Genomic DNA, 25,306 nt, shown 5'->3' on the forward strand with positions numbered 1-25,306 from the left:
CTGCCATGAGGCTGCAATGTGGGGTTCATGAATCCCGCCGGGCCACCTGTGGGTGCGGGTCAGTCCTCCGGTGCGCTGTCCCGTACCGCGACCAGCCCGTTGAAGACGCCGGCATAGGCCGTGCCGTCCGGGCCGAGGGTGATCGGGGCCCAGTTGTTGTCGTAGAGCGGTCCGGTGCCGGTCAGGCGCTTGAAGCGGGTGTGGCCGGTGCGGAAGTCGACGGCGGTCAGGTACCAGGCGTCGATGCCCAGGCGGTTGGGGTCCTTTGTGTAGTAGTAGAGGAGGCCGTTGGCGGTGGAGAGTTTGGCGACGCTGGAGGGGGCGCGTTCCTTGCTCTCCCAGACGGTGTCGCAGCCGCTGCCGTCCGGCCGGATATCGACCCTGGTGATGCCGCCGACCACCGACTTGCCCAGGAGGAGCGAGGTGACGTTCTCGTAGCCGTAGTTGTTCTCGACGACGAGGCTGTTGCCGTAGCCGATGAGGGAGTTGTCGGTGGTGGAGGCGCCGGAGCCGAAGACCGGGATCTTGCAGACCAGGCGGTCGGCGTCGGGGCCGGTGCGGCGGTAGACCAGGATGTTCATCCGGTCGTCGGCGTTGTCGGTGATGGCCACGTAGGGGTGTGCACCGTCGCCGAGGAGGGTGGGGGTGGTGCCGGAGCCCTGGTTGATGGAGCCGGGTTTGCCGTCCGTACCGCGGTCGTAGGTCTGGCGCCACTGGACGCGCGGCGTGCCGTCGGCGTCCGCGCGCAGGCTGTAGAGGGCATGGTCGGAGACGATGGAGACGCCGTCCTCGGCCACCGAGAAGCTGTTCTGGATCTCCTCGCCGGGCAGTTGGGTGGTGCGCAGCGCGTCGGTGTCCGGGGCGATGGTGCCGATCCGGCCCTTACGGGTGACCCACCAGATCCGGCCGTCCCAGTCGGGCTGGACGGAAGTGACCGGATCGCAGTCACCGCGCGGATAGAGGTTGGTCCAGCCGACGCAGTCGTGCGGGACGTAGGGGGTGAGATCCCAGTCGTTGTCGACCGTGAAGTGCCAGGAGCCGTCGGCCGCCCGGGAGTGGGACAGCCGCAGGACGTGCTGGCGGGAGTCGGCGAGGACGACCCGGTCCTTGTTGTCGAGGTAGAAGTAGGCGCCGCCCGAGGTGTCCTTGAAGATCTTGGAGAAGTCCAGGCGGGTGATGGCCTCGACGGTGGAGGGGCGCTGCGGCAGCTTGTACTCGGCGAGGGTGGCCAGGCTCTTCGGGTCCAGCAGTTTGAGCCGGAAGCCCTGGAAGGTGCCGCAGACGGTCAGGATGCGGCCGTCGGAGTCGAAGGTGACGGTCGCGCATTCGCCGCCGAGCGCCGCCATCTTCACGCTGGTCACGGCGGGCCGGTCGCCCAGCGGGCCGGGGAAGGGGTGGGTGTCGCTGCTCGCGCCGTCGCCGTGCATCCCGGCCCGCCCGTTGGGCGCCAGGTACGGGTGCTGCGGCGGTGCCTGGCCGGCGGGGAGCGGGTCGGCGGTGGCCGGGGCGCCCTCGTACTGGGGGACCAGCCGGTGCCCGGGGGCGGGCGGTATCGGCGCCGCCTGCGCGGCCGGGGCGAGCGCCACGGAAGCGGGGAGGGCGAGAAGCAGGGCGGCCAGGGCCGCACCGGCGCGTGCCCGACACCACCGGCCGAGTGCCCCGTCCGCTCTGCTTCGTGCCCCAAATAGCCTTGTCTGCATACGAGTTCCTTCATCCGTCGGCAACGGCGGACGAGGCTAAGGCGGGGGAGTCGAGGAGTCCATGGCTTCCGGCGCCCTGGCATGGAGCGTTCATACGGCCGTCATGGGCGGCTCCACGGGGGTGAGCCGGCGGCCGCGCCGCGGGGCCGAGCCCGCGCCGCCCACCCCGTACGAGTCACCCCGTACGAGTCACCCCGTACGCGTCACCCCCACTCCTCACCCCGTATGCAGAAACTCCTCCACCACCGGCCCGAACAGCTCCGGCTCGTCCACCCACGGGTAGTGCCCCACCCCGTGCAGCGGCCGCACCCGCGCCTCCGGGAACGACGCGGCCACCAGCTCGCCCGCCCGCATACCGGTCACCGCGTCCCGGTCACCGGTCACCACCAGCGCCGGGCACGTCACCTGCCCCAGCCCGGCCAGCAGCGCGAGCCGGGCCGTCTCGTCCACGCCCTGCCAGAACCCGGCCCGCGGCACCGGCCCCAACTGCGCACCCTCCGTGGCCGCATGGGCCCGCTGAGGCTCCTCCCACCGCCCGTAGGCGAGCGGCGCCGCGGCGAACAGCAGCTCCCGTACCTCGCTCAGGTCCGACGCCTCGACCAGCTGCTGCACCGCCACCGAGGCCTCGGGCCACCACTCCTCGTGCGCCCGCGCCTCGAAGATCTCCTGCGCGTCGTCGGTGAGTTCGCCCTGCAGCCGGGAGCCGGGGCAGGCCAGCACCAGGCGGGTCAGCCGCTGCGGATGCATCGCCGCGTAGGCCTGCGCGAGGGTGGCCCCCGCACTGTGTCCGAACAGCGCGAACCGCTCCAGGCCCAGATGCGTGCGGAGCGACTCGAGGTCCTCGGCGAGCCGGGGGAAGGCGTACCGGGACGGGTCGGCGGCTGGCGGGGAGGCGCCGGTGCCGCGGCTGTCCGGGATGATCAGCTGCCGGTGCGCGGCCATGCCGCCGAGGTCGCCCAGATAGGCGGCGTCCCGCCCCGGCCCGCCGGCCAGGCACACCAGCGGCGGCAGCGGGGAGTCGGCCGGGCCGAGCACGCGGAAGTGGAGCTCGGCATCGTCGTACGTACGGAAGTGCGGCATACGGACAGCTTGCCCGATATGGATCCCGCCGCCCGCTTGCCCGCCGCCCGCTGCCCGCTTGCCGCCGCCCGCCGCCCGCCGCCCGCCGCCCCGGCGTAGGACCCATGACCGAGGCGATCCCCGCCCATGGACAGGGGTGCAGCCGCACTGCGGCTCTTACTCTGGCCCGATGACCGCTGACCACCCCCACCCGGGCGACACCGGCGTCGCCCCCGATGCCCCCACCGCCGCCCCCGGCGACCGCCCCGCCATACCCGGTCCGCGTCACGGCCCGGCAGCGGACGACACCGGCGGCGGGGTCCTGTCCCGCCCCCACCGCGCGCTGACCCTCGGCATCATCTCCGTCATCTCGCTGGTCGCCTTCGAGGCGAGCGCCGTGAACACCGCGATGCCGGTCGCCGCCCGCGCCCTGGACGGCATCGGGCTCTACGCCTTCGCCTTCTCCGCCTTCTTCACGGCGAGTCTGTTCGCCATGGCGCTCTCGGGCGAGTGGAGCGACCGGCGCGGGCCGCTCGCGCCGCTGTTCACCGGGATCGCCGCCTTCGGTGCGGGACTGCTGCTCGCGGGCGGCGCGGGGACCATGGGGATGTTCATCGCGGGCCGGGGAGTGCAGGGCATCGGCGGCGGGCTGGTGATCGTCTCGCTGTACGTCGTGGTCGGCCGCGCCTACCCCGAGCGGTTGCGCCCGTCGATCATGGCGTCCTTCTCGGCGGCCTGGGTGGTGCCGGTGATCGTCGGGCCGCTGGTCGCCGGCACCGTCACCGAACACCTCGGCTGGCGCTGGGTCTTCCTCTCCCTCCCCGTCCTGATACTGCTGCCGCTCGCGGTGATGCTCCCGGCGCTGCGCAAGCTGCCGCGTACGGACCCGGGCGACGGTGCCGGAGCGCGGCACATCCTGGGCAACCGGCGCTGCCGGCTCGCGCTGGCCGTCGCGATCGGCGCCTGTCTGCTCCAGTACGCGGGCCAGCACCCGACGTGGCTCGCGCTGGCGCCCGCCGTCGCCGGGGCCGCGCTGCTGGTGCCGGGCACAGTGCGCCTGCTGCCCCGGGGCACTTTCCGGGCGGCGCGCGGCCTGCCGTCCGTGGTGCTGATCCGCGGCCTGGCCGCCGGGGCGCTGGTGGCCGCCGAGAGCTTCATCCCGCTGATGCTGGTCACCCAGCGCGGCCTGTCCACCACCCTCGCCGGCCTCTCCCTCACCGGCGGCGGGCTGACCTGGGCGCTCGGCTCGTACGTACAGAGCCGCCCCCGCCTCGAGCCGCACCGCGAGCGGCTGATGGGCCTGGGCATGGCCTTCCTGGCCGTCGCCATCGTCATGGTCCCGCTGGCGCTGTTCGACGGGGTCCCGGCGTACATCGTCGCGGCGGCCTGGACGCTCGGCGGCTTCGGCATGGGCCTGAACATCTCCAGCGGCGGCGTACTGCTGCTGAAGCTGTCCCGGCCGGAGGATGCGGGCACCCACTCCGCCTCGCTGCAGATGGCCGACGCACTGGGCAACGTCACGTTCGTCGGCGTGAGCGGCGTGCTGTTCGTGGCCTGCGGCGGCGGGTCGATCGCGGCCGGCACGGCCGCCCCGGGAGCCGCGAGCCATCCGGCGGCCTTCGTAGCGGTGTTCGCGGCAATGGCCATGGTCGCCGCGGCCGGCGCCGGTGCGGCCGTGCGGCTGCGGGTTTAACCCCACGTTGTCGGCTCTCCCGCCGGTCCGCTGCGCTTTGCCGGCGCCCCACGTTTTCGGCCGTCCCGCCGTGGTGGTTTCCCGCCGTTGCTCCCCCACTGCCTGAAGGGCGTGGGAGGTACCCCCACGCGGCGGGCGGTGCCGCTGCGCGGGGCTGTTCGGCTGCGGGACCGGCCCTACACGGCTCCGCCGCTACGGCCCGCCCCCTCCCCGTTGAGGGTGGGGGAAAAGCAAGGCCGGTGGGAGTGCGCGTGAGCGGTCGGCTGTGCCTTGTGGATCCCAGGCGCACCTGACCCGCAAGACAGGCCCCCACCGGCCTCTCTTGCCCCCCACCCGTGGGAGGGGCCGCGCCGCAGGACGGAGTCCGGAGGCGTGGCACCGCACCCGACAAACCCCCGCCCGCCGCAGGCGTCATGGCGAAACACCACCACGGCGGGAAAGACAAAGACGTGGGGCCAAGGCAAAGCGCAGCGGAACGGCGGAACGGTGGGACGGCCGACAACGTGGGAGAGACCAGCCGTTAGGCTGGGCCGGTTGCCGATCGCCGAGTCAGCCCGACGGAGACCGTGACTACCACCACCAGCGCCACCAACAACCACCACCTGTCCCCGGCCTTCCCGGGACGGGCCCCCTGGGGTACCGCGAACAAGCTGCGCGCCTGGCAGCAGGCGGCCATGGACCGGTACATCCAGACGCAGCCCAGAGACTTCCTCGCCGTCGCCACGCCCGGCGCGGGCAAGACGACCTTCGCGCTCACCCTTGCCTCCTGGATGCTGCACCACCACGTCGTGCAGCAGGTGACGGTCGTCGCACCGACCGAGCATCTGAAGAAGCAGTGGGCGGAGGCGGCGGCCCGGATCGGGATCAAGCTCGATCCCGAGTACAGCGCGGGCCCGCTGGGCCGCGAGTACCACGGCATCGCGATCACGTACGCGGGTGTCGGCGTCCGGCCGATGCTGCACCGCAACCGCATCGAGCAGCGCAAAACCCTGGTCATCCTGGATGAGATTCACCACGCCGGTGACTCGAAGTCGTGGGGTGAGGCGTGCCTGGAGGCGTTCGAGCCGGCTACCCGGCGGCTCGCGCTGACCGGTACGCCCTTCCGGTCCGACACCAACCCGATCCCGTTCGTGACGTACGAGGAGGGGAACGACGGGATCCGGCGGTCCTCGGCCGACTACACCTACGGCTACGGGAACGCGCTGGGTGACGGCGTCGTCCGGCCCGTCATTTTCCTCTCCTACAGCGGCAATATGCGCTGGCGGACCAAGGCGGGCGACGAGATCGCGGCCCGGCTCGGCGAGCCGATGACGAAGGACGCCATTTCGCAGGCGTGGCGTACCGCGCTGGATCCGCGCGGCGACTGGATGCCGAATGTGCTGCGCGCTGCCGACCGGCGGCTGACGGAAGTACGCAAGTCCATCCCGGACGCGGGTGCCCTGGTCATCGCCTCGGACCAGGAGCAGGCCCGCGCGTACGCCAAGCTGATCCGGGAGATCACCGGGCAGGGCGCCACCCTCGTGCTGTCCGACGACTCCGGTGCCTCGCAGCGCATCGACGACTTCGCGGGGTCCGAGGACCGGTGGATGGTCGCGGTGCGGATGGTGTCGGAGGGCGTCGACGTCCCGCGGCTGGCGGTCGGGGTGTATGCGACCACCATCTCCACTCCGCTGTTCTTCGCGCAGGCCGTGGGCCGGTTCGTACGGTCGAGGCGGCGGGGCGAGACGGCCTCCGTCTTCCTGCCGACCGTCCCGATGCTGCTCGGCTTCGCCAATGAGATGGAGGTCGAGCGCGACCACGTGCTCGACAAGCCGAAGAAGGACGGGGAGGAAGACCCCTACGCCGAGTCCGAGAAGGAGATGGACGAGGCGAACAAGGAGCAGGACGAGGACACCGGGGAGCAGGAGCAGTTCTCGTTCGAGGCGCTGGAGTCGGAGGCGGTCTTCGACCGGGTCCTCTACGACGGCGCCGAATTCGGCATGCAGGCGCATGCGGGCAGCGAGGAGGAGCAGGACTACCTCGGCATCCCCGGGCTGCTGGAGCCCGACCAGGTGCAGATGCTGCTGCAGAAGCGGCAGGCCCGGCAGATCGCGCACAGCAGGAAGAAGCCGGACGCGGAGGCCGATCTGCTGGAGCTGCCCGCCGAGCGGCGCCCGGTGGTCTCGCACAAGGAGATGCTGGAGCTGCGCAAGCAGCTGAACACGCTGGTCGGCGCCTATGTGCACCAGAGCGGGAAGCCGCACGGTGTGATCCACACCGAGCTGCGGCGGGTGTGCGGCGGGCCGCCGAGCGCGGAGGCCACCGCCGGGCAGCTCCATGAGCGGATCAAGAAGGTACGGGAGTGGGCCACGCGGATGCACTGAGCCCCACCGGCCCCACCGGCTCTACCGGCCCCATCGGATGAGCCCGGCCGGCCGGACGGCCGCTCCGCCGCGTCTCACGTAGTGGGCGGCGCACCTTTCACGGTGTGCCGCCCTGCGTCATTCCTGGGACCATCACGGACATTCTGGGCGCGAAAGACCGGATTCTGGACGGACTCTTCCGCTGACCGGACTTGCTCGCTACTGTCCCGGTCACGCACACGCCCCGTGGCAGCGCCGCCGCGGAGCGCAGCCGTGCCATGCGGCCGGCGGCCTCTGGAGCGCGCTGCATCGGAACATGCAAGCGCGTCGCGCACCAGCGCCGCCACTCACACCAGGAGGGGCGTCGTGACCGCGGAGACCTCTCAGACGCTTGACCGGGGACTGCGGGTCCTCAAACTTCTCGCCGACACCGACCACGGGCTGACCGTCACCGAGCTGTCCAACAAGCTCGGGGTCAACCGCACCGTGGTCTACCGGCTGCTCGCGACCCTGGAGCAGCACGCTCTGGTGCGCCGCGACATCGGCGGCCGGGCCAGAGTCGGCCTCGGGGTGCTGCGCCTGGGCCGGCAGGTGCATCCGCTGGTCAGAGAGGCGGCGCTGCCCGCGCTGCGCTCGCTCGCCGAGGACGTGGGGGCCACCGCGCATCTCACCCTCGTCGACGGCGCCGAGGCGCTGGCCGTCGCCGTGGTGGAGCCCACCTGGACCGACTACCACGTCGCCTACCGCGCCGGTTTCCGCCACCCGCTGGACCGCGGGGCCGCCGGCTGGGCCATCCTCAAGGCCCGCCAGGGCCGCATCCAGGACGCCGGACTCGCCCTGACCCACGGGGAGTTGGAGGCCGGTGCGAGCGGGGCGGCGGCGCCGCTGCTGGGGGTGAGCGGCATCGAGGGCAGCGTGGGCGTGGTGATGCTCGCGGACACCGTCTCCGAGCGGATCGGGCCGCGGGTGGTCGAGGCGGCCCGGGAGGTTTCCGAGGCGCTGCGGTGAGGCCGCGGGTGGCGACGCGGGCACCGGGCCTCGTCCTGTGAAGGCGCGGTGGCCGTGTGGTGAGACCACAGCGCTTCGCGAGGCTGGTGGGGCGGGGGTCATCTAGGCTGGCGGGGTGTCTGCACGCACCCGGGCCCTGGCGGTCTGCACCACTCTCGTTCTCGGCCTCCTCCTCACCGCGGTCCTCGCGCCGCTGCCGTACTCGGTCGCCTATCCGGGGATGACGGCGAATGTGCTCGGTGACGACAAGGGCAAGCCGGTGATCACGATCACCGGAGCCGGCACCCGGAAGACGGGCGGCCAGCTGCGGATGACCTCCATCGTCGCCACCGGACCGGATGCCTCCGTCCATCTGTCGGACGTCCTGCGGGCCTGGTTCCGTACGGACGAGGCGGCGATGCCGCGCGAGGCGGTCTATCCGGTGGGCAGCAACACCGAGGAGATCGCGGAGCACAACGCGAAGCAGATGCGGGAGTCCCAGGACACCGCCACCGCCGCCGCGCTGGGCCGGCTGGGCAAGTCGCCCAAGGGCATCAAGGTGAAGCTGAGTCTCGCGGACGTCGGCGGGCCCAGCGCCGGGCTGATGTTCGCCCTCGGCATCGTCGACAAGCTGGCGGGCAACGGCAAGGGCGGCGATCTGACCGGCGGGAGGACCGTCGCGGGCACCGGCACCATCACCGCGGACGGCAAGGTCGGCGCGGTCGGCGGCGTCCCGCTCAAGACCCAGGCGGCGCGCCGCGACGGCGCCACCGTCTTCCTGGTCCCGAAGCAGGAGTGCGCGGATGCCCGTGCCGAGCTCCCCCGGGGCATGCGGCTGATTCCTGTCACCACGCTCGACGGCGCGGTGGACGCCCTCAAGGCCCTCGACTCGGGCGGCCGGGTCCCGCACTGCTGACCGGTCCGTTTCCCCCGATTTTTTTGCGCCGCACCGCGATGCCGCGGCCGCCCTGCGGCCCGATGCGGCCGGTGGCGCCGCCTTCGGGCGCGGCCGCCGCCCTCACCCCGCCGTCTTGATGAACCCCTCCTTGACCAGCCAGTCCTTGGCGACCTCGTGCGGGTCCTGGCCGTCCACGTCCACCTTGCGGTTGAGCTCCTGGGCGACGCGGTTGTTGAGCGCCTTGGTGACCGGCGCGAGCAGCGGCGCGATCTGGGGGTATTTCTTCATCGTCGCGGCGTTCATCTCGGGCGCGGCGTTGTAGTTCGGGAAGAAGTGCCTGTCGTCGGCGAGGACCTTCAGGCCCATGGCCTTGATCCGGCCGTCGGTGGTGAAGACCTCCCCGAAGGTGCAGGACTTGCCCTGCGAGGCCTCGGTGTAGACGACGCCGCCGGTCATCTTGCGGATGTTGCCGGAGGGGATTTTCATGCCGTACGTCCTGGCCATGCCGGGCAGGCCGTCGTTGCGGGTGGCGAATTCGTTCTCCACGCACAGGGTGACCGCGCCGGGGTTCTTCTTCAGCAGCGCCGCGACGTCCGAGAGGTTCTTGACCGGGTACTTCTTGAGGTTGGCGGCGTTCAGCGCCAGCGCGTAGGTGTTGTTGAGGCTGGACTGCGGCAGCCAGACGATGCCGTTCTTGCGGTCCGCGTCGCGCACCGCCACCCACTGCTTGTGGACATCGGGGATCGGCTTCTCGTGGCCGAGGTGGGTGATCCAGCCGGTGCCGGTGTACTCGTACATGCCGTCCGCGGTGCCGGTGCGCACGGCCTCGCGGGCGCCGATGGTGCCCTGGATGTTGGTCTTGTCGATGACGGTGGCGCCGGCCGCCTTGAAGACCAGGCCCATGATCTGGCCGAGGATGATGTTCTCGGTGAACTCCTTGGATGTCACGGTGAGGGTGGCGCCCTTGAGCGGCAGGCCCCGGCCGACCGTACCGGGCTTGACGTCGTCGGTCATCGGGCTGCCGCTGACCAGCCCGCAGCCGCTCAGCGCGGCCGCGGCGAGCAGCAGCCCGGCCAGCGCCGCGGCGGCGGTGTGCGGGCGCGGGCGTCGGGTCGATCCGCGGAGCGCCATCAGTTCGTCCCCTCCAGGCCGCGCGGCCGCAGCAGCAGTTCGGCCAGCGAGGCCAGCCATTCGACGAGCAGCGCCAGCACCACGGTCAGCACCGAGCCGAGGATCAGTACGGGCATCCGCTGGGTGATGATGCCCGCCGAGATCAGGTCCCCCAGGCCTCCGCCGCCGCCGAAGGTGGCCAGCGTCGCGGTGCCGACGTTCAGCACCAGCGCGGTGCGCACCCCCGCCAGGATCAGCGGTACGGCCAGCGGCAGTTCGACCTTGGCCAGCACGCCCAGGGGGGACATGCCGATCCCGCGGGCCGCCTCGGTCAGCGTCGGGTCGATGCCGCGCAGTCCGGCGATGGTGTTGGCCAGCACCGGCAGTACAGCGTAGATGACCATGCCGACGATGGCCGAGCGGGCGCCGATGCCGAGCCAGATGACCAGCAGGATCAGCAGACCGAGAGCGGGGATGGCCTGGCCGAGGTTGGCGACGGCCATCGCCAACGGGGTCGCCTTGCGGAATCTGGCGCGGGTCAGCGCGATGCCCAGCGGGATCGCGATGATCAGTACGAAGAAGGTGGAGACGGCGGTGAGCTGGATGTGCTGGCGCAGCGCCAGAGCGACCTTGCCGTTGTCCACCGCCTGGTGGGCGATGGAGTCCAGGCGGGCGCCGCGGAACCACAGCCAGGTGGCGAGCAGCGCGGCCACCAGGAAGACCGGCATGAAGGTCCACTTCTGCCAGCTGATCCGGCGGGCGCCGGGGCCCGGGGCGCGGGCCGGCGCCTCCCCGGTGGCCGTCTCCCGTTCCTCCATGTCGGTGTCGTCCAGGTGGGCGAGCCCGTCCGGCGTGTGCCCGCCCGGTGGCCGTTCCCCGCCGCCCGACGGGCCGCCGCTGCCGCGCGAGGTCATGCCTTGACCCCCGTGGCGCCGTCCGCACCGCCGTCCAGGCCTTCCTGGGCCAGCTGCGTCTGGTGACGGCGCTGCTCCTGGAGCTCGTGCTGGTGCTCGAGGGCTTCCAGACGGTCCGCCTCCAGCAGCTCATGGACGTTGTTCATCAGCGTCTCCATGTCGACCACGCCGATGTACTCGCCGCGCCGCCCGGTGACCGCGACCCGCCCGGCGTTGTCGGTGAGCACCGCCTCCAGGGCGTCGCGCAGCGTGGCGTCCCGGGTGACCGTGTCGGTCACCAGCGTCCCGGCCCGTGCCAGCGACTGCTTGGCCCGTGAGAGGTCGCCGCGGCGCAGCCATTTGTACGGGCGGCGGTTGCGGTCGAGCAGCAGCATTTCGTTGGTGGAGCCGGCGCGCAGCGTGTCGAAGATGTCCTGGAGGGGGTCGTCGATACCGGCGGTGGGGAAGTCGACGACGCCCACGTCCCGTACGCGGGTGAGATTCAGCCGCTTGAGGGCCGCCCCCGCGCCCACGAAACCGGAGACGAAGTCGTCCGCGGGGTTGGTGAGGATGGCCTCGGGGGTGTCGAACTGCGCGATGTGCGAGTGCTCGCGCAGGACCGCGATGCGGTCGCCGAGCTTGATGGCCTCGTCGAAGTCGTGGGTGACGAAGCAGATGGTCTTGTGGAGCTCGTGCTGGAGCCGGATCAGCTCGTCCTGGAGGTGGTCGCGGGTGATCGGGTCGACTGCGCCGAACGGCTCGTCCATCAGCAGGACGGGCGGGTCGGCGGCGAGCGCGCGGGCGACGCCGACGCGCTGCTGCTGGCCGCCGGAGAGCTGGCGCGGGTAGCGGTGGTGGAATTCGCCCGGGTCCAGGCCGACCAGGTCGAGCATCTCCTCGACCCGGCGGCTGGTCTTCGCCTTGGACCAGCCGATCATCTTCGGTACCAGCGCGATGTTCTGAGCGACCGTCATGTGCGGGAAGAGGCCGGAGGCCTGGATGGCGTAGCCGACCTTCCGGCGCAGTTTGACCGGGTCCATGTCGGTGACGTCCTCGTCGCCGATCCGGATCCGCCCGGAGGTCGGCTCGATCAGCCGGTTGATCATCTTCAGGGTGGTGGATTTTCCGCACCCGGAGGGGCCGACGAAGATCACGATCTCCCCGGCCTTGATCTCCATGTTGACGTTGTCCACCGCGGGGTTGGGGTTCCCCGGATAGATCTTCGTCAGGTTCTCCAGCTGGATGCGGGCGCCGGTCGTGGGCGCCTGCGAGGTCTTGCCGGTGCTGGTCCCGGACGGCTCAGGCACGGATCCCCCTGGAGATGGTCAGACGTCCCAGCAGGACGTATGCGGCGTCGAAGACAAGGGCGAGGATGACGATCCCGACGGTGCCGGAGAGCACCTGGTTGAGGGAGTTGGCGCTGCCCAGCGAGGCGATGCCGCGGAAGATCTCATTGCCCAGGCCAGGGCCGGAGGCGAAGGCGGCGATGGCGGCGATGCCCATCAGCATCTGCGTGGCGACCCGGATGCCGGTCAGGATCGGCGGCCAGGCCAGCGGCAGTTCGACGCGGAAGAGCCGGGCCAGGCGCGACATCCCGATCCCCTTGGCGGCATCCACCAGCGCCGGGTCCACCCCGCGCAGCCCGACGATGGCGTTGCGGACCACCGGCAGCAGCCCGTACAGGGTCAGTGCGATGACCGTCGGGGGGACACCGAGGCCGACGACCGGGATCAGCAGACCGATCAGGGCCAGCGAGGGGATGGTCAGGACGGTGGCGGTCGAGGTGGTGGCGAGACTGCCCGCCCATTCGCTGCGGTACGAGATGACGCCGATGAAGACCCCCAGCACGGTGGCGAGCACCATGCACTGGAAGACCGCGCTGGCGTGCTGATACGTATCCGTCAGCAGCTGGGCGTGCCGGGTGCCGACGTACTCCCAGAAGCTCACTCGGCGCTCTCCTCGGTCAGTCCCCCGATGCTTGCTTCACCAGGGGGATGATGCGCAACGGAACCGGATTTTCCATGACGATTGCCGTCGAAGCCCGCACAATGCCATCAAAACCCACGACGCGGTCGATCACACGCTGCAGATCGGCGTTGGAACGCGCGACCAGCCTGCAGAGCATGTCCCCATGTCCCGTCGTTGTATGCAGCTCGAGCACCTCGGGAACGGTCGTCAAGTGGGCGCGCACATCGCTGCCTTGTCCCTGTTTGATCTCCAGCGTCGCGAAAGCGGTCACCGGATAGCCGAGCGCGGCCGGGTCCACGTCCGGCCCGAAACCCCTGATCACTCCATTGGACTGAAGCCGGTCCAGGCGCGCCTGGACCGTCCCGCGCGCCACCCCCAGCCGCCGCGACGCCTCCAGGACCCCGATCCGCGGCTCGCGCGCGAGAAGCTCCAGCAGCGCGCCGTCCAAATGATCGATCGCCATCGCCGACACCTCCGATTGTGATGGTCATCATGTACAGATAGCCCGGCAAAACCGCCTGGTCGCTATACAGAATGCCCATCCCTTACGGAAACTATTGCGCACCTTGTGGATCGGGGGGACTCTGCCGCCATGGCAGACACCACGATGCACACCAAGCCCACCACCCCCGGCACGGCCCGACAGGCGGACCCTTTCCCGGTCAAGGGGATGGATGCGGTCGTCTTTGCCGTGGGCAATGCCAAGCAGGCCGCCCACTACTACTCCACCGCCTTCGGCATGACCCGCGTCGCCTACTCCGGACCGGAGAACGGCAGCCGCGAGACCGCCAGTTACGTCCTGGAGTCCGGCGGCGCCCGCTTCGTGTTCACCTCCGTCATCAAGCCCACCACCGACTGGGGCCGCTTCCTCGCCGACCACGTCGCCGCCCACGGCGACGGTGTCATCGACCTGGCCATCGAGGTCCCCGACGCCCGCGCCGCCTACGCCTACGCCCTCGAGCACGGCGCCACCGGCCTGCGTGAGCCGTACGAGGAAAAGGACGAGCACGGAACCGTCGTCCGCGCCGTCATCGCCACCTACGGCCAGACCCGCCACACCCTCGTCGAGCGCACCGGCTACGACGGCCCCTACCTGCCCGGCTTCGTCACCGCCGACCCGGTCGTGGCCCCGGTCCCGCGGAACTTCCAGGCGATCGACCACTGCGTCGGCAACGTCGAACTCGGCAAGATGAACGAGTGGGTCGCCTTCTACAACAACGTCATGGGCTTCACCAATATGAAGGAGTTCGTCGGCGACGACATCGCCACCGAATACTCCGCCCTGATGTCGAAGGTCGTCGCGGACGGCACCCGCAAGGTGAAGTTCCCGCTCAACGAGCCGGCCATCGCCAAGAAGAAGTCGCAGATCGACGAATACCTGGAGTTCTACGGCGGCCCCGGCGTCCAGCACATCGCCCTGGCCACCAACGACATCGTCGCCTCGGTACGCGCCATGCGGGCGGCCGGCGTCCAGTTCCTGGACACCCCCGACTCCTACTACGACACCCTCGGCGACTGGGCGGGCGAGACCCGGGTGCCCGTCGAGACGCTGCGCGAGCTGAAGATCCTGGTCGACCGCGACGAGGACGGTTATCTGCTGCAGATCTTCACCAAGCCGGTCCAGGACCGCCCGACGGTCTTCTTCGAGATGATCGAGCGGCACGGCTCCATGGGCTTCGGCAAGGGCAACTTCAAGGCCCTCTTCGAGGCCATCGAGCGCGAGCAGGAGCGCCGCGGCAATCTGTGACCGCCGGCCTCCCCCACAGCCCTGAACGGGCGGGGGAGGCGCCCCCACCCCGGGCCGTACCCGATCTTCCGTGTACGGCCCACGGGTGCGAGGCTGAGGGTATGGACCTCATCGCACGTCTGCGCGCCGGGCTCCCCGGCGAAGCGATCCTCACCGACCCGGACGTCACCGGCTCCTACGCCCACGACATGGCGAGCTTCTGTGAGGCCGGCACGCCCGCCGTCGTCGTCCTGCCGCGCACCGTGGACCAGGTCCAGCACGTCATGCGCACCGCCACCGAGCTGCGCGTCCCGGTGGTCCCCCAGGGGGCGCGTACGGGCCTGTCGGGCGCCGCCAACGCCTCCGACGGCTGCATCGTGCTCTCGCTGGTCAAAATGGACCGGATCATCGAGATCAACCCCGTCGACCGGATCGCGGTGGTCGAGCCCGGCGTCATCAACGCCACCCTCTCCCGCGCCGTGAACGCACACGGCCTCTACTACCCGCCCGACCCCTCCAGTTGGGAAGAGTGCTCCATCGGCGGCAACATCGGCACCGCCTCCGGCGGCCTGTGCTGCGTCAAGTACGGCGTCACCGCCGAATACGTCCTCGGCCTGGACGTGGTCCTTGCCGACGGGCGGCTGCTGACCACCGGCCGGCGCACCGCCAAGGGCGTCGCCGGCTACGACCTCACCCGCCTGTTCGTCGGCTCCGAGGGCAGCCTCGGCATCGTCGTACGCGCCGTCCTCGCCCTCAAGCCGGAGCCGCCCCAACAGCTCGCGCTGGCCGCCGAGTTCCCCTCCACCGCCACCGCCTGCGAAGCGGTCTGCGAGATCATGGCCCGCGGCCACGCCCCCTCGCTGCTGGAGCTGATGGACCGTACGAGCGTCCGCGCCGTCAACGCCATGGCCCAGATGGGCCTCCCCGACACCACCGAGGCCCTCCTCCTGGCCGCCTTCGACACCCCCGAGCCGGCCGCCGACCTCGCCGCCGTCGGCGCGCTGTGCACCGCGGCCGGCGCCACCGAGGTCGTCCCCGCCGAAACCGCCGCCGAGTCCGACCTGCTGCTGCAGGCCCGCCGCCTGACCCTGACCGCGCTGGAGCAGGTCAAGTCGGCCACGATGATCGACGACGTCTGCGTACCGCGCTCCCGCCTCGCGGAGATGCTCGAGGGCACCGCCGCCATCGCCGAGAAATACGGCCTCACCATCGGCGTCTGCGCCCACGCCGGCGACGGCAACACCCACCCCACCGTCTGCTTCGACGCCGCCGACCCCGAGGAATCCCGCCGGGCCCGCGAGTCCTTCGACGACATCATGGCCCTCGGCCTCCAACTGGGCGGCACCATCACCGGCGAACACGGCGTCGGCGTCCTGAAGAAGGAGTGGCTGGCCCGCGAACTGGGCCCGGTGGGAGTGGAGTTGCAGCGCGGCATCAAGGACGTCTTCGACCCGCTGGGGATCCTCAATCCCGGCAAACTGTTCTGAGTCCGCCACGCCGCGGCGGCCCGCCCGGGGCGGTTCCGGGGACGCGGGCGGGCACACCCCCTGACGTGGCCATGCTCCCGACCGCGGCGGTGTGAGAAAGTCCCGCCATGGAGACCTTGATCCCCGGCATAACCCTCGTCGTGCTCACCTTCGGCATCGTGGCCTCGGCCACCGACCGCCGTTCCAAGACCATGGACCGCAGACTCCAGCGGCTGGACCGCAAGGTGGACCTGCTGCTGGAACACCTCGGCGTCGAGGACCCCGATGCCACCGACTTCAAGCCGATCGACGAGCTGCTGGTGCAGGGGAAGACGATCCAGGCGATCAAGCTGCACCGTGAGCTGACCGGCTCCGGTCTCGCCGAGGCCAAGGAAGCGGTCGAACGCCGGATGCGCTGACGGCGCCCCGCACCGAGGATGTCCTCAAGGGCCCGCCGGGCCACCCCGCCCACGCAGGGAGAGCGACGAGCCGATGGCAGCCACCGAAGCCACCCGAGCGGCCGAAGCGGCCGACACGTACGACGTCCTGGTGCTGGGGGCCGGGCCCACCGGCGAGAACGTCGCCGACCGCGCCCACGCCGCCGGACTGAGCGTGGCGATCGTGGAGAGCGAACTGGTCGGCGGCGAATGCTCCTACTGGGCCTGTATGCCCAGCAAGGCCCTGCTGCGCCCGGTCGGCGCCCGCTCCGACGCGAGCCGCGTCGCGGGCATCGCGGACGCGGCGGCCGGCCCGCTCGACGCGTCCGCCGTGCTCGCCCGCCGGGACGCCTTCGCCTCCTACTGGAAGGACGACGGCCAGGCGCGCTGGCTGGACTCGGCCGGCATCGATCTCGTACGGGGCCACGGCCGGCTGGCCGGACCCCGTCAGGTGTCCGTCGACGGGCGGATGCTCGGCGCCCGGCACGCCGTCGCGGTGTGCACCGGCACCCGCGCGGTGCTCCCGCAGATCCCCGGCCTGGCCGACGCCAAGCCCTGGACCAGCCGGGACGCCACCAGCGCCAAGGCCGTACCGGGCCGCCTGGTGGTCGTCGGCGGCGGCGTGGTGGGCGTGGAGATGGCCACCGCCTGGCGGGCCCTGGGCGCCTCGGTGACCCTCCTGGTACGCGGCGACGGACTGCTGCCCCGGATGGAGCCGTTCGCCGGGCGTCTCGTCGCCGAATCGCTCGCCGAGGCGGGCGTGTTCCTGCGTACCGGGGTCGAGGTCACAGAGGTCCGCCGGGAGGCGCCGGGCGGCCCGGTCACCGTCGTCCTGGACCCCGACGACTCCAGCGACTCCGGCGACGAGATCATCGCCGACGAACTGCTGATCGCCACCGGCCGCGCCCCGCACACCGACGACATCGGCTTGGAGACCGTCGGCCTGGAACCCGGCTCCTGGCTGACGGTCGACGACAGCTGCCGGGTGACGGACGTGCCGGGCAACTGGCTCTACGGCGTCGGCGACGTCAACCACCGCGCCCTGCTGACCCACCAGGGCAAATACCAGGCCCGGATCGCGGGCGCCGTGATCGCCGCCCGCGCCCGGCAGGTCCCCATCCTGGACAACGGCCGCTGGGGCGCCCACGCCGCCACCGCCGACACCGCCGCCGTCCCCCAGGTCGTCTTCACCGAACCCGAAGCCACCTCGGTCGGCCTGACCGCCGCCGCGGCCGAACGCGCCGGCTACCGCATCCGCGTCGTCGACCAGGACCTGGGCGCGGTCGCCGGAGCGTCCCTGTACGCCGACGGCTACCGCGGCCGCGCCCGCATGATCGTCGACCTGGACCGCGAGGTCCTGCTCGGCGTCACCTTCGTCGGCCCCGGCGTCGGCGAACTCCTCCACTCGGCGACGATCGCCGTCGTGGGCGAGGTCCCGATCGAGCGACTGTGGCACGCGGTGCCCGCCTTTCCGACGATCAGCGAGGTGTGGCTGCGGCTGCTGGAGGCCTACCGGGGCTGAGGCCGAAGCCGCCACCCGCTACGCCCCGGCCTCGGGAAACTCGTCCGACGTCCAGGTCTCGCCCCGCACCTCGTCGCGCGGCGCCATGGCGAGCAGGTCGCTCAGCCCTTTGTCGATGCCCAGATGCCCCTGCTCGGAGCCCGGCGGCACGACCCGGAGCGTCCGCTCCAGCCAGGCCGAGACCGCCGTGGCCGGCGCCTCCAGCAGCGCGTCACCATCCGGCGACGTCAACGCCATACAGACCAGGCTGCGGCCGTCCAGCTTCGTCGGCCACACCCGTACGTCCCCCTCGCCGCACGGCCGGAACACCCCCTCGACGAGCAGTTCGCGGGCGAATGTCCAGTTGACGGGGGAATCCGAACCGACGTGAAAGGTGACATGGACGGCGTAGGGGTCAGCCGTCCGGTACGTCAGCCGGGCCGGCACCGGAATGCTGCGCTCCGGCGACAGGACCAGGCCCAGTTCGAGTTCTCGTTCCACCACGGTGTCCATCGCGTCCGCCTCTCTTCGCTCCCTGTACGGGCGTCCGTGACGGGGCCCGCAGAGGAAGAGAGCCGCCACCCGCCGGACCCTTACACGACTTCGCACAACTTTTTTCCCGGGCCTCTTCCAGGTGTTCGTGGCCGGGCATCCGTACAGATGCACCCCGGGGTCTGATAGATGTGGACGCCGCGTTGCGGCAGACTGCACCCCACACCCACCAAGCCGAGTACAGATACGGGACTTCGGACATGAGCGCCCCTACCTCAGGATCCGCCGGCGACAGCCCCACGCCAGGCTTCTACCCGGACCCGTCCATTCCCGGCTATATCCGGTACTGGAACGGAGCCGCATGGGTGCCGGGCACCAGCCGGCCGGCCCCGGCCGAGGGTGAGGCGATGCCCGCACCGCCGCCCGGAGCGGCCCCGGCCCCGCCCGCAATCGAGGAGACCGGCCCGGTCTTCCTCGACGAGACGACGGGCGGCGCCTCGCTGCCGGCCGTACACCGAAGCGGCCCGGCTGAGGCGGCACCCGCCGTCGCGAGCTGGGACGACCCGGCCCGGCTGCACGGCACCAGCCCGGAAGCGGCCTCTGCCTGGACGGCCGACGCCTCCCGGCAGGGCGGCCTCGGCGGCGAGAGCGACCAGCGGATCTCCTGGGGTTCGCCCGAGCCCGGTCAGGCCCCGGCCGGCACCCCCTCCGGTGCGGCCTCCTGGGGCGCGGTGCCGCCGCAGCGCGCGGACCAGGGCGCCGCGGACTCCGGTGACCTGCCCGGCACCTCGTCGTCCGCCACGCCCGCGCCCCGTCAGCCCGGGGTCCCCGCCGACGGGACGGTCGCCATCCGCGCCGTGAAGCCGGGCGGTGACGCGGGCCGCGGGTCCGCCGCCGACCAGGGCACCACCGCGATCCGGGCCGTCAAGCCGGGCCGCGGATCCGCCCCGGACCAGGGCACCACCGCGATCCGGGCGGTACGGCCGGAGGAGGGCGCGCCCGCCAAGGGCAACCAGACGATGGCGTTCCGCCTGCCGCCCGGCGGCGCCGCCCCGCAGTCCGGTGCCCCGCAGTCCGCCGCGCCCCAGAACGCCGCCCCGCAGGCCCTGCCGTCCGTCGGCGGGCAGCAGCAGGGCGGGCAGCAGCACAGCGGGCAGCAGCAGGGCGGCCGGCAGCACAGCGGCCCGGCGCAGCAGCACCCCGGCGGGCAGGGCGCCCCCGGCCGGCCGGGGTTCCCGGGCCAGGCCGCCCCCGCCCCGCAGGCGTCCGCCCCGCCCGCCGGCTTCCCGCCGCAGGGCGGTGCCGCCCCCGGTGCCGACGGCGTCATCCCCTGGAAGCCGCCGGCCGCCGATGTCTTCTTCGCGGCCGCGCAGGCGCAGCAGGGCCATCCGGCGGGCCTCGGCCGCCGCCTCGTGGCCCGGCTGATCGACTCCGCGGTGCTGGGCGCGGTCACCGCCGCGGTCGCCGTCCCGATGTGGGGCACCGTCACGGACCACCTCGACGCCAAGGTGACGGCGGCCAAGCAGTCCGGCCGCCAGGTGACGGTCTATCTGCTCGACGGCACCACCACCCCGGTCTTCGCCATCGTGCTGGCCGTCCTGCTGATCGGCGGCGGGCTCTACGAGATCCTGCCGACCCTCAAGTGGGGCCGCACCCTGGGCAAGAAGCTGTGCGGGGTGCGGGTGCTGGACATCGAGAGCCATGACACCCCGATGCTCGGTGCGGCCGTCAAGCGCTGGTTCGCCTACAGCGTGCTGGGGGTCCTGGCCATCGGGATCGTCAACGCCGTGTGGTGCGTGTTCGACCAGCCGTGGCGGCAGTGCTGGCACGACAAGCTCGCGCGGACGTTCGTGGCCTCCGACGCGGCCGACGCCTCGGACTGACGGGGCCTCACCCGGAGTGTGCACGGGGGCGTGTCCGGCGAACGGACGCGCCCCCGTGACCCTTTGGAGGGCTGTTCGCGGCGGGCGTCCCCCGAACGGACTTCGCCGGATGCGGCGGACCGCCCGAGGCGGTCGACTCGGGCCATGAGCAGCGATCAGCCTCCCGGCCCCGGCTCCGGTGAACCGCCGGAGAACGATCCGTTCCGGAAGAAGGCCCCGGAGCCGCAGGAACCGCCGGAGCCGCCGGACGGCGGCGGCCCCTACAACGGCGCTCCTCGCCACGACGGCGCCGGCGGCGAAGGCGGCGGCCAGGGCGGCGCCGGCGGCCAGGGCGGCGGCCCGCATTCCGGGCAGCCGTATTCCGAGAGCCCGTACGCCGAGAACCCCTACGGCGGCCAGTACGGCGCGGCCGATCCGCTGGCCGGTATGCCGCCGCTGGCGAACCGCGGCCGCCGGCTCGTCGCGCGGATCATCGACGCGATCATCATCGGCGTACCGGTCACCCTGATCATGAACCTGATCGTCGGCTGGGTGAACTACACCAGCACCAGCAGCGTCGAGACCAGCAAGCAGGCCACCGTCTCGGGCGTGACCATGCTGGTGTATCTCCTCTACGAGGGGCTGATGCTCACCAGCCGGGGTCAGACCGTCGGCAAGATGGCGATGAAGATCCGGGTCGCGATGCTCTCCAACGGCGCGGTGCCGGCCGGGCAGGCGGGCTGGATCCGGGCCGCGGTCTATACGCTGCCGGAGATCGTGCCGTGCTGCGGCTTCCTCTTCTGGCTGGTCAACGTTCTGTGGTGCACCTGGGACAAGCCGTATCAGCAGTGTCTGCACGACAAGGCCGCCAAGACGGTGGTGGTCTCGACGGCCTGATGAGCAACTGGCCCGCTCAGCCCGAGTGTTCGCTGACCCCGGCTTCGACGGGCGTGGGCACGGCCCGCAACGGGGCGGGCGCGGCGGTCGGCTCGGCCCGCAGGGCGGGGCGGCGGGCGCACCGCGGCGACCCCGGCATCGGGACCGTCATGGCAACGAGCAGTCCGAGCCCGAGCCCGGCGATGGCGATGACCGCGACCCCGATCCCGGTCTGCGTCTGCGAGAGCAGCAGCATGGCGAGGGTGGAGAGAAAGACGGTGGCCGAACCGTAGACGAGCTGCGTGGCGGTCGGACGAGGCATGGCGGGATCCGTCCTCGGAGGGTCGGCAGGAGGTGTAGGTCAAGGGCGCGCCATCAAACGAGCCTACGGTCCTTACTGCCCGAGCGGAACGGCAAGTAAGCGTGACCTAACCCACGGTCGGGTGCGCAAGGGGCGCACACGGTTCTCCGGGGCGGGCGCGCAAAGAGTCGGGACGCGGTGTCCGGCCTGCTGGAGAGGGGGCGCATGTCCGAGAGGCATATGCACCGGCGAGCAGAGGAGAGTCGAAGGATGACGGGAACCGCTCTCCGTGCGGCCGCATGGCCCCGCCGTCCGGTGTCCGATAGCCGTAACTCGCAGGCCGAGTAACGTACTTCGCCGAACATGTCCAAGTCAAGATCTGTCTTTTTCACCGCGCTTCCGGTCGAATGCCGTCGAACAGTGACCGCTCGAAGGGGAGGACAGCGCCAAGTGAGAGACCACAGAAGGGTGTTCAGACCGGCCGCCCTGGCCACGGCAGTTGCCGCGATCGGGGCGGCCGTTTTGTCGTCGGGGGTGGCCACGGCCGACGCGCAGGCGCCGTCGCCTGTCGCCAGGAGCCATGACCCGGCTCCCGAGCGGAGTGTGAACCACGACCTCAAGGGCCCGTTCAGCGACCGGCAGGCCGCGCAGCGCAAGGAGGCGCTCGAGCAGGTCATGGCCGGCACCGCGCGGCCGACCGAGCGCGGCGGCTCGCAGATCGTCAAGCTGGACCGGCGCAAGTACGTGGAACTGGCCCGGCAGAAGACCGACAAGATCTTCACGATCCTGGTGGACTTCGGCGACAAGGTCGACGACACCACGATGTTCGACCCGGACGGCGACGGCCCCCAGCCGCCGGTGAAGAAATACGGCGGCGACCCGGGCCCGGCGCACAACCGGATAGCCCAGCCGGACCGCAAGAAGGACAACAGCACGGCCTGGCAGAAGGACTTCAACCAGAAGCACTTCCAGGACCTCTACTTCTCGCACGACAAGAAGAAGGAGTCGCTGGCCAAGTACTACGAGAAGCAGTCCTCGGGCCGGTATTCCGTCGACGGCGAGGTCTCCGACTGGGTCAAGGTCGACTCCAACGAGGCCCGGTACGGTTCCAACTACTGCGGCCAGACCAACTGCGCCAATGCCTGGGACCTGATCCGCGACGGCGTCAACCAGTGGGCCAAGGACCAGAAGGCCAAGGGCCGCACCGACGCCCAGATCAAGGCCGACCTCGCCAAGTACGACCAGTGGGACCGCTACGACCACGACGGCGACGGCAATTTCAACGAGCCCGACGGCTATATCGACCACTTCCAGATCGTGCACGCCGGTGAGGACGAGTCCGCGGGCGGCGGCGCCCAGAAGACCAGCGCCATCTGGGCGCACCGCTGGTACGCCTACGGCACCGACGCCGGCAAGACCGGCCCCACCGGCAACAAGGCGGGCGGCACCCAGATCAGCGACACCGGCATCTGGGTCGGCGACTACACCATGCAGCCGGAGAACGGCGGACTCGGCGTCTTCGCCCATGAATACGGCCATGACCTGGGCCTGCCGGACGAGTACGACACCACCGGCGCCGGCGAGTCCTCGGTGGACTTCTGGTCGCTGATGTCGTCCGGCTCCTGGCTGGGCACCGGCAAGAACTCCATCGGCGACCTGCCCGGCGACATGAGCGCCTGGGACAAGCTGCAGCTGGGCTGGCTCAACTACGACAAGGCGAAGGCCGCGACGAAGTCGGTCCACAAGCTGGGCGTCGCCGAGTACAACACCCGGCACAAGCAGGCCGTGGTCGTCGAACTGCCCGCGAAGGCGGTGAAGACCGACATCGTCCAGCCCGCCGAAGGCACCAAGCAGTGGTGGAGCGGCATGGGCAACGACCTCAAGAACACCCTGACCCGCCCGGTGGACCTGACCGGCAAGTCCAAGGCCGCCCTCAACCTCAAGGGCTGGTGGGACATCGAGAAGGACTACGACTACCTCTACGCCGAGGTCTCCACCGACGGCGGCGCCAACTGGACGGCCCTCGACGGCACCGCGGGCGGCAAGGCCATCCCCCGCGACGGCAGCGACAAGCCCGCCCTGACCGGCACCGTCGCCGCCTACCAGGACCTCGTCTACCCGCTGGACGCCTACGCGGGCAAGAAGATCGACCTCCGCTTCCGCTACCAGACCGACGGCGGCGCGGCCCAGAAGGGCTTCGCGGCCGATTCGATCGGCGTGGTCGCCGACGGCACGCCGCTGTTCACCGACAACGCCGAGGACGGCGACAACGGCTGGACCAGCAACGGCTTTTCGCGCGCCGGCGCGTCCTTCACCAAGGACTACCCGCAGTACTACATCGCCGAGAACCGCCAGTACGTGTCGTACGACAAGACCCTCAAGGCCGGCCCGTACAACTTCGGCTGGACGACGGCCAAGCCGGGCTGGGTGGAGCACTTCCCGTACCAGAACGGCGTCCTGATCTGGCTGTGGGACACCTCGCAGCCGGACAACAACGTCGGCAAGCACCCCGGTTACGGGCAGATCCTCCCCGTCGACGCGCACCCCGGGGCCGAGAAGTGGGCCGACGGCAAGCTGATGCGCAACCGCTTCCAGTCCTACGACTCGACCTTCACCCGCTCCCGCACGGACGCCCTCACGCTCCACAAGGACGGCCAGGTCACCAAGATCAAGTCCAAGCGCGGTGTGACGGTCTTCGACGACCGGCACGGCGTCTACTACGACAAGACGAACCCGACCGGCGGGGTGATCGTCCCTGACACCAACACCCGGATCAAGATCGCCAAGGAGGCCCCGAACGGCTCCGCGGTGATCGTCCTCGTCGGCCCCGCAGGTAAGTAAACGATAAAACCGCAGGTCAGAAGCGAATCGGCCGTTACCCCTTGGCGGGTGGCGGCCGTTCGCGTTTAGATGCGTCTTACGAGTTCCTTGTTGACGCGAAGTCTCACGGGGGAGATATGACAATGACCGGCGGCGGCTTCATCAGGCTTCCTGGCGGAAGCGTGGTGGTCGCCCTCTCGCTGCCCAGACCGCCCCACGGCGCGCGCTCGGGCCTGTACGACTGCGGCTGCCGCGTACGGGTCCTGGTCCACGCCGCGAACCGCCAGCGCGCCCTGACCAGGCTGCGCAACCACGGACTGCGGGCCGTCTACCTGCGCGGCAATTCCGAGCCGCCGACACCGGACGAGGTGACGGCCGTACTGCACCATCCCGACGGCCTGGTCTGGCGCGAGGCGCCGGACGACGACACCGAGTCCTGGCATCCGATACGGGCCCTGCTGCGGGCGCCGGTGGCCCCGGCGGCGCCGGTGCGGGCGGCCGGCTGAGCTCTCCGGGCGGCGCGGCCGTCTCCGGCCCCGCCGCCCGCGGCGCTCAGCCGCCGACGATCACCGGCTTCCCGGTCAGCTCCGCGCCCGCCGCCCGCAGCTCCTCCAGCGCCCGCTCCGTGGTCGCCGCGGCCACCCCCGCGGTCAGATCCAGCAGGACATGGGTGCGCAGCCCGGCGCCCAGCGCGTCCAGGGCGGTGGCCCGGACGCAGTGGTCGGTGGCTATGCCGACCACATCCACCTCGGTGACCGCGCGGTCGCGCAGCCAGTCCGCCAGCGAGGTGCCGTTCTCGTCCGCGCCCTCGAAACCGCTGTACGCGGCGGAATAGGCACCCTTGTCGAAGACCGCGTCTATGGCGCCCGAGGCGACGGCCGGCGCGAAGTTCGGGTGGAAACTGCTGCCCTCGCTGCCCGCCAGGCAGTGCACCGGCCAGGTGCGCTCGTAGTCCGGGGTGTCGGAGAAGTGGCCGCCCGGGTCGATGTGGAGGTCCCGGCTCGCCACCACATGGCGGTAGCAGCCGCCGGCCGCCTGGCCCACCAGATCGGTGATGGCCGCGGCGACATCCGCACCCCCCGCCACCGCGAGGCTGCCGCCCTCACAGAAGTCGTTCTGCACATCGACGACGATCAATGCCCGGTGCATGAGTGCGTGCCTTCCGGCTGGGAATC

The 25,306-nt window shown here is 71.3% G+C and carries 22 protein-coding genes; 12 read left to right on the top strand and 10 right to left on the bottom strand.

The genetic code is table 11. The features are described from left to right. Nucleotides 1-59: 59 nt before the first annotated feature. Nucleotides 60-1,700, bottom strand: a complete 1,641-nt coding sequence (locus tag ACZ4S3_RS17875; RefSeq protein WP_467934507.1) for a hypothetical protein — start codon at nucleotides 1,698-1,700, stop codon at nucleotides 60-62. Between the two features lie 216 nt (nucleotides 1,701-1,916). Next, on the bottom strand, nucleotides 1,917-2,780 hold the full coding sequence (locus ACZ4S3_RS17880; RefSeq protein ID WP_467934511.1) for an alpha/beta fold hydrolase: 864 nt from the start codon (nucleotides 2,778-2,780) through the stop codon (nucleotides 1,917-1,919). A gap of 169 nt (nucleotides 2,781-2,949) precedes the next feature. On the opposite strand from ACZ4S3_RS17880, the gene ACZ4S3_RS17885 reads away from it, so the two are divergent. The 4 genes from ACZ4S3_RS17885 to ACZ4S3_RS17900 all read left to right on the top strand — a co-directional run bounded on the left by ACZ4S3_RS17885 (nucleotide 2,950) and on the right by ACZ4S3_RS17900 (nucleotide 8,697). Next, on the top strand, nucleotides 2,950-4,452 hold the full coding sequence (locus tag ACZ4S3_RS17885) for an MFS transporter (protein ID WP_467934515.1): 1,503 nt from the start codon (nucleotides 2,950-2,952) through the stop codon (nucleotides 4,450-4,452). Nucleotides 4,453-5,018: 566 nt separating this feature from the next. Then, nucleotides 5,019-6,815, top strand: coding sequence for a DEAD/DEAH box helicase (locus tag ACZ4S3_RS17890; protein WP_467934519.1), 1,797 nt, complete (start codon nucleotides 5,019-5,021; stop codon nucleotides 6,813-6,815). 345 nt (nucleotides 6,816-7,160) lie between these two features. Next, the gene (locus ACZ4S3_RS17895; RefSeq protein WP_467934522.1) at nucleotides 7,161-7,802 is read left to right on the top strand and encodes an IclR family transcriptional regulator; all 642 of its coding nucleotides are present in this window, start codon (nucleotides 7,161-7,163) and stop codon (nucleotides 7,800-7,802) included. A 115-nt stretch (nucleotides 7,803-7,917) separates the two neighbouring features. Further along, the gene (locus tag ACZ4S3_RS17900; protein ID WP_467934526.1) at nucleotides 7,918-8,697 is read left to right on the top strand and encodes a S16 family serine protease; all 780 of its coding nucleotides are present in this window, start codon (nucleotides 7,918-7,920) and stop codon (nucleotides 8,695-8,697) included. Between the two features lie 102 nt (nucleotides 8,698-8,799). On the opposite strand, the gene ACZ4S3_RS17905 is transcribed toward ACZ4S3_RS17900, so the two are convergent. The 5 genes from ACZ4S3_RS17905 to ACZ4S3_RS17925 are packed head-to-tail and all read right to left on the bottom strand — an operon-like array spanning nucleotide 8,800 to nucleotide 13,113. After that, nucleotides 8,800-9,810, bottom strand: coding sequence for a glycine betaine ABC transporter substrate-binding protein (locus ACZ4S3_RS17905; protein ID WP_467934530.1), 1,011 nt, complete (start codon nucleotides 9,808-9,810; stop codon nucleotides 8,800-8,802). Next, complete coding sequence (locus tag ACZ4S3_RS17910; RefSeq protein WP_467934534.1) at nucleotides 9,810-10,703, bottom strand: ABC transporter permease; 894 nt, start codon at nucleotides 10,701-10,703, stop codon at nucleotides 9,810-9,812. Before ACZ4S3_RS17910 ends, ACZ4S3_RS17905 begins: the two co-directional genes overlap by 1 nt. Further along, complete coding sequence (locus tag ACZ4S3_RS17915; RefSeq protein WP_467934538.1) at nucleotides 10,700-11,989, bottom strand: betaine/proline/choline family ABC transporter ATP-binding protein; 1,290 nt, start codon at nucleotides 11,987-11,989, stop codon at nucleotides 10,700-10,702. Before ACZ4S3_RS17915 ends, ACZ4S3_RS17910 begins: the two co-directional genes overlap by 4 nt. Next, nucleotides 11,982-12,629, bottom strand: a complete 648-nt coding sequence (locus ACZ4S3_RS17920) for an ABC transporter permease (RefSeq protein WP_467934542.1) — start codon at nucleotides 12,627-12,629, stop codon at nucleotides 11,982-11,984. The genes ACZ4S3_RS17915 and ACZ4S3_RS17920 overlap by 8 nt, the downstream gene beginning before the upstream one ends. A gap of 16 nt (nucleotides 12,630-12,645) precedes the next feature. Then, complete coding sequence (locus tag ACZ4S3_RS17925) at nucleotides 12,646-13,113, bottom strand: Lrp/AsnC family transcriptional regulator (protein WP_401469561.1); 468 nt, start codon at nucleotides 13,111-13,113, stop codon at nucleotides 12,646-12,648. Nucleotides 13,114-13,242: 129 nt separating this feature from the next. Here ACZ4S3_RS17925 and hppD point away from each other — a divergent pair, with 129 nt between their 5' ends. The 4 genes from hppD to ACZ4S3_RS17945 all read left to right on the top strand — a co-directional run bounded on the left by hppD (nucleotide 13,243) and on the right by ACZ4S3_RS17945 (nucleotide 17,801). Beyond that, the gene (gene hppD / locus ACZ4S3_RS17930) at nucleotides 13,243-14,397 is read left to right on the top strand and encodes a 4-hydroxyphenylpyruvate dioxygenase (RefSeq protein ID WP_467934548.1); all 1,155 of its coding nucleotides are present in this window, start codon (nucleotides 13,243-13,245) and stop codon (nucleotides 14,395-14,397) included. Between the two features lie 101 nt (nucleotides 14,398-14,498). After that, complete coding sequence (locus ACZ4S3_RS17935) at nucleotides 14,499-15,863, top strand: FAD-binding oxidoreductase (protein WP_467934552.1); 1,365 nt, start codon at nucleotides 14,499-14,501, stop codon at nucleotides 15,861-15,863. Nucleotides 15,864-15,970: 107 nt separating this feature from the next. Then, the gene (locus tag ACZ4S3_RS17940; RefSeq protein WP_467934555.1) at nucleotides 15,971-16,261 is read left to right on the top strand and encodes a hypothetical protein; all 291 of its coding nucleotides are present in this window, start codon (nucleotides 15,971-15,973) and stop codon (nucleotides 16,259-16,261) included. Nucleotides 16,262-16,334: 73 nt separating this feature from the next. Continuing rightward, nucleotides 16,335-17,801, top strand: a complete 1,467-nt coding sequence (locus ACZ4S3_RS17945) for a dihydrolipoyl dehydrogenase family protein (RefSeq protein WP_467934558.1) — start codon at nucleotides 16,335-16,337, stop codon at nucleotides 17,799-17,801. Nucleotides 17,802-17,819: 18 nt separating this feature from the next. Here the strand turns inward: ACZ4S3_RS17945 and ACZ4S3_RS17950 are convergent, their stop codons facing one another. Beyond that, nucleotides 17,820-18,293, bottom strand: coding sequence for an SsgA family sporulation/cell division regulator (locus ACZ4S3_RS17950; RefSeq protein ID WP_467934562.1), 474 nt, complete (start codon nucleotides 18,291-18,293; stop codon nucleotides 17,820-17,822). A gap of 239 nt (nucleotides 18,294-18,532) precedes the next feature. Between ACZ4S3_RS17950 and ACZ4S3_RS17955 the strand changes: the two genes are divergently transcribed. Next, entirely contained in the window at nucleotides 18,533-20,155 is a 1,623-nt protein-coding gene (locus ACZ4S3_RS17955; RefSeq protein WP_467934566.1) for an RDD family protein, read from the top strand. A gap of 144 nt (nucleotides 20,156-20,299) precedes the next feature. Next, nucleotides 20,300-21,031 carry an RDD family protein gene (locus ACZ4S3_RS17960; protein WP_467934571.1) on the top strand — a complete coding sequence of 244 codons (732 nt, stop codon included), beginning with the start codon at nucleotides 20,300-20,302 and terminating at the stop codon, nucleotides 21,029-21,031. Nucleotides 21,032-21,047: 16 nt separating this feature from the next. On the opposite strand, the gene ACZ4S3_RS17965 is transcribed toward ACZ4S3_RS17960, so the two are convergent. Next, a complete protein-coding gene (locus tag ACZ4S3_RS17965; protein WP_467934574.1) occupies nucleotides 21,048-21,332 on the bottom strand; it encodes a hypothetical protein in 285 nt (94 codons plus the stop codon). Nucleotides 21,333-21,761: 429 nt separating this feature from the next. Between ACZ4S3_RS17965 and ACZ4S3_RS17970 the strand changes: the two genes are divergently transcribed. Together ACZ4S3_RS17970 and ACZ4S3_RS17975 are read left to right on the top strand one after the other, a co-directional pair. Beyond that, on the top strand, nucleotides 21,762-24,152 hold the full coding sequence (locus ACZ4S3_RS17970; protein WP_467934578.1) for an immune inhibitor A domain-containing protein: 2,391 nt from the start codon (nucleotides 21,762-21,764) through the stop codon (nucleotides 24,150-24,152). A 122-nt stretch (nucleotides 24,153-24,274) separates the two neighbouring features. Next, nucleotides 24,275-24,637: a hypothetical protein gene (locus ACZ4S3_RS17975; RefSeq protein ID WP_467935549.1), complete on the top strand. Its 363-nt coding sequence runs from the start codon at nucleotides 24,275-24,277 to the stop codon at nucleotides 24,635-24,637. Nucleotides 24,638-24,683: 46 nt separating this feature from the next. Here ACZ4S3_RS17975 and ACZ4S3_RS17980 read toward each other — a convergent pair whose 3' ends face one another. Further along, nucleotides 24,684-25,280 (bottom strand): isochorismatase family protein, encoded by a 597-nt coding sequence (locus ACZ4S3_RS17980; RefSeq protein ID WP_467934580.1) that lies wholly within the window; start codon nucleotides 25,278-25,280, stop codon nucleotides 24,684-24,686. Between the last annotated feature and the right edge of the window lie 26 nt (nucleotides 25,281-25,306).

The organism is Streptomyces sp. NPDC028368, assembly GCF_055565615.1.

What these genes read in the sequence shown, in the direction of transcription:
- ACZ4S3_RS17960 (WP_467934571.1), top strand. Translation starts at nt 20,300, where the DNA reads ATGAGCAGCGATCAGCCTCCCGGCCCCGGCTCCGGTGAACCGCCGGAG.
- ACZ4S3_RS17940 (WP_467934555.1), top strand. Translation starts at nt 15,971, where the DNA reads ATGGAGACCTTGATCCCCGGCATAACCCTCGTCGTGCTCACCTTCGGC.
- ACZ4S3_RS17885 (WP_467934515.1), top strand. Translation starts at nt 2,950, where the DNA reads ATGACCGCTGACCACCCCCACCCGGGCGACACCGGCGTCGCCCCCGAT.
- hppD (WP_467934548.1), top strand. Translation starts at nt 13,243, where the DNA reads ATGGCAGACACCACGATGCACACCAAGCCCACCACCCCCGGCACGGCC.
- ACZ4S3_RS17955 (WP_467934566.1), top strand. Translation starts at nt 18,533, where the DNA reads ATGAGCGCCCCTACCTCAGGATCCGCCGGCGACAGCCCCACGCCAGGC.
- ACZ4S3_RS17935 (WP_467934552.1), top strand. Translation starts at nt 14,499, where the DNA reads ATGGACCTCATCGCACGTCTGCGCGCCGGGCTCCCCGGCGAAGCGATC.
- ACZ4S3_RS17905 (WP_467934530.1), bottom strand. Translation starts at nt 9,810, where the DNA reads ATGGCGCTCCGCGGATCGACCCGACGCCCGCGCCCGCACACCGCCGCC.
- ACZ4S3_RS17945 (WP_467934558.1), top strand. Translation starts at nt 16,335, where the DNA reads ATGGCAGCCACCGAAGCCACCCGAGCGGCCGAAGCGGCCGACACGTAC.
- ACZ4S3_RS17950 (WP_467934562.1), bottom strand. Translation starts at nt 18,293, where the DNA reads ATGGACACCGTGGTGGAACGAGAACTCGAACTGGGCCTGGTCCTGTCG.
- ACZ4S3_RS17965 (WP_467934574.1), bottom strand. Translation starts at nt 21,332, where the DNA reads ATGCCTCGTCCGACCGCCACGCAGCTCGTCTACGGTTCGGCCACCGTC.
- ACZ4S3_RS17975 (WP_467935549.1), top strand. Translation starts at nt 24,275, where the DNA reads ATGACCGGCGGCGGCTTCATCAGGCTTCCTGGCGGAAGCGTGGTGGTC.
- ACZ4S3_RS17980 (WP_467934580.1), bottom strand. Translation starts at nt 25,280, where the DNA reads ATGCACCGGGCATTGATCGTCGTCGATGTGCAGAACGACTTCTGTGAG.
- ACZ4S3_RS17925 (WP_401469561.1), bottom strand. Translation starts at nt 13,113, where the DNA reads ATGGCGATCGATCATTTGGACGGCGCGCTGCTGGAGCTTCTCGCGCGC.
- ACZ4S3_RS17880 (WP_467934511.1), bottom strand. Translation starts at nt 2,780, where the DNA reads ATGCCGCACTTCCGTACGTACGACGATGCCGAGCTCCACTTCCGCGTG.
- ACZ4S3_RS17875 (WP_467934507.1), bottom strand. Translation starts at nt 1,700, where the DNA reads ATGCAGACAAGGCTATTTGGGGCACGAAGCAGAGCGGACGGGGCACTC.
- ACZ4S3_RS17910 (WP_467934534.1), bottom strand. Translation starts at nt 10,703, where the DNA reads ATGACCTCGCGCGGCAGCGGCGGCCCGTCGGGCGGCGGGGAACGGCCA.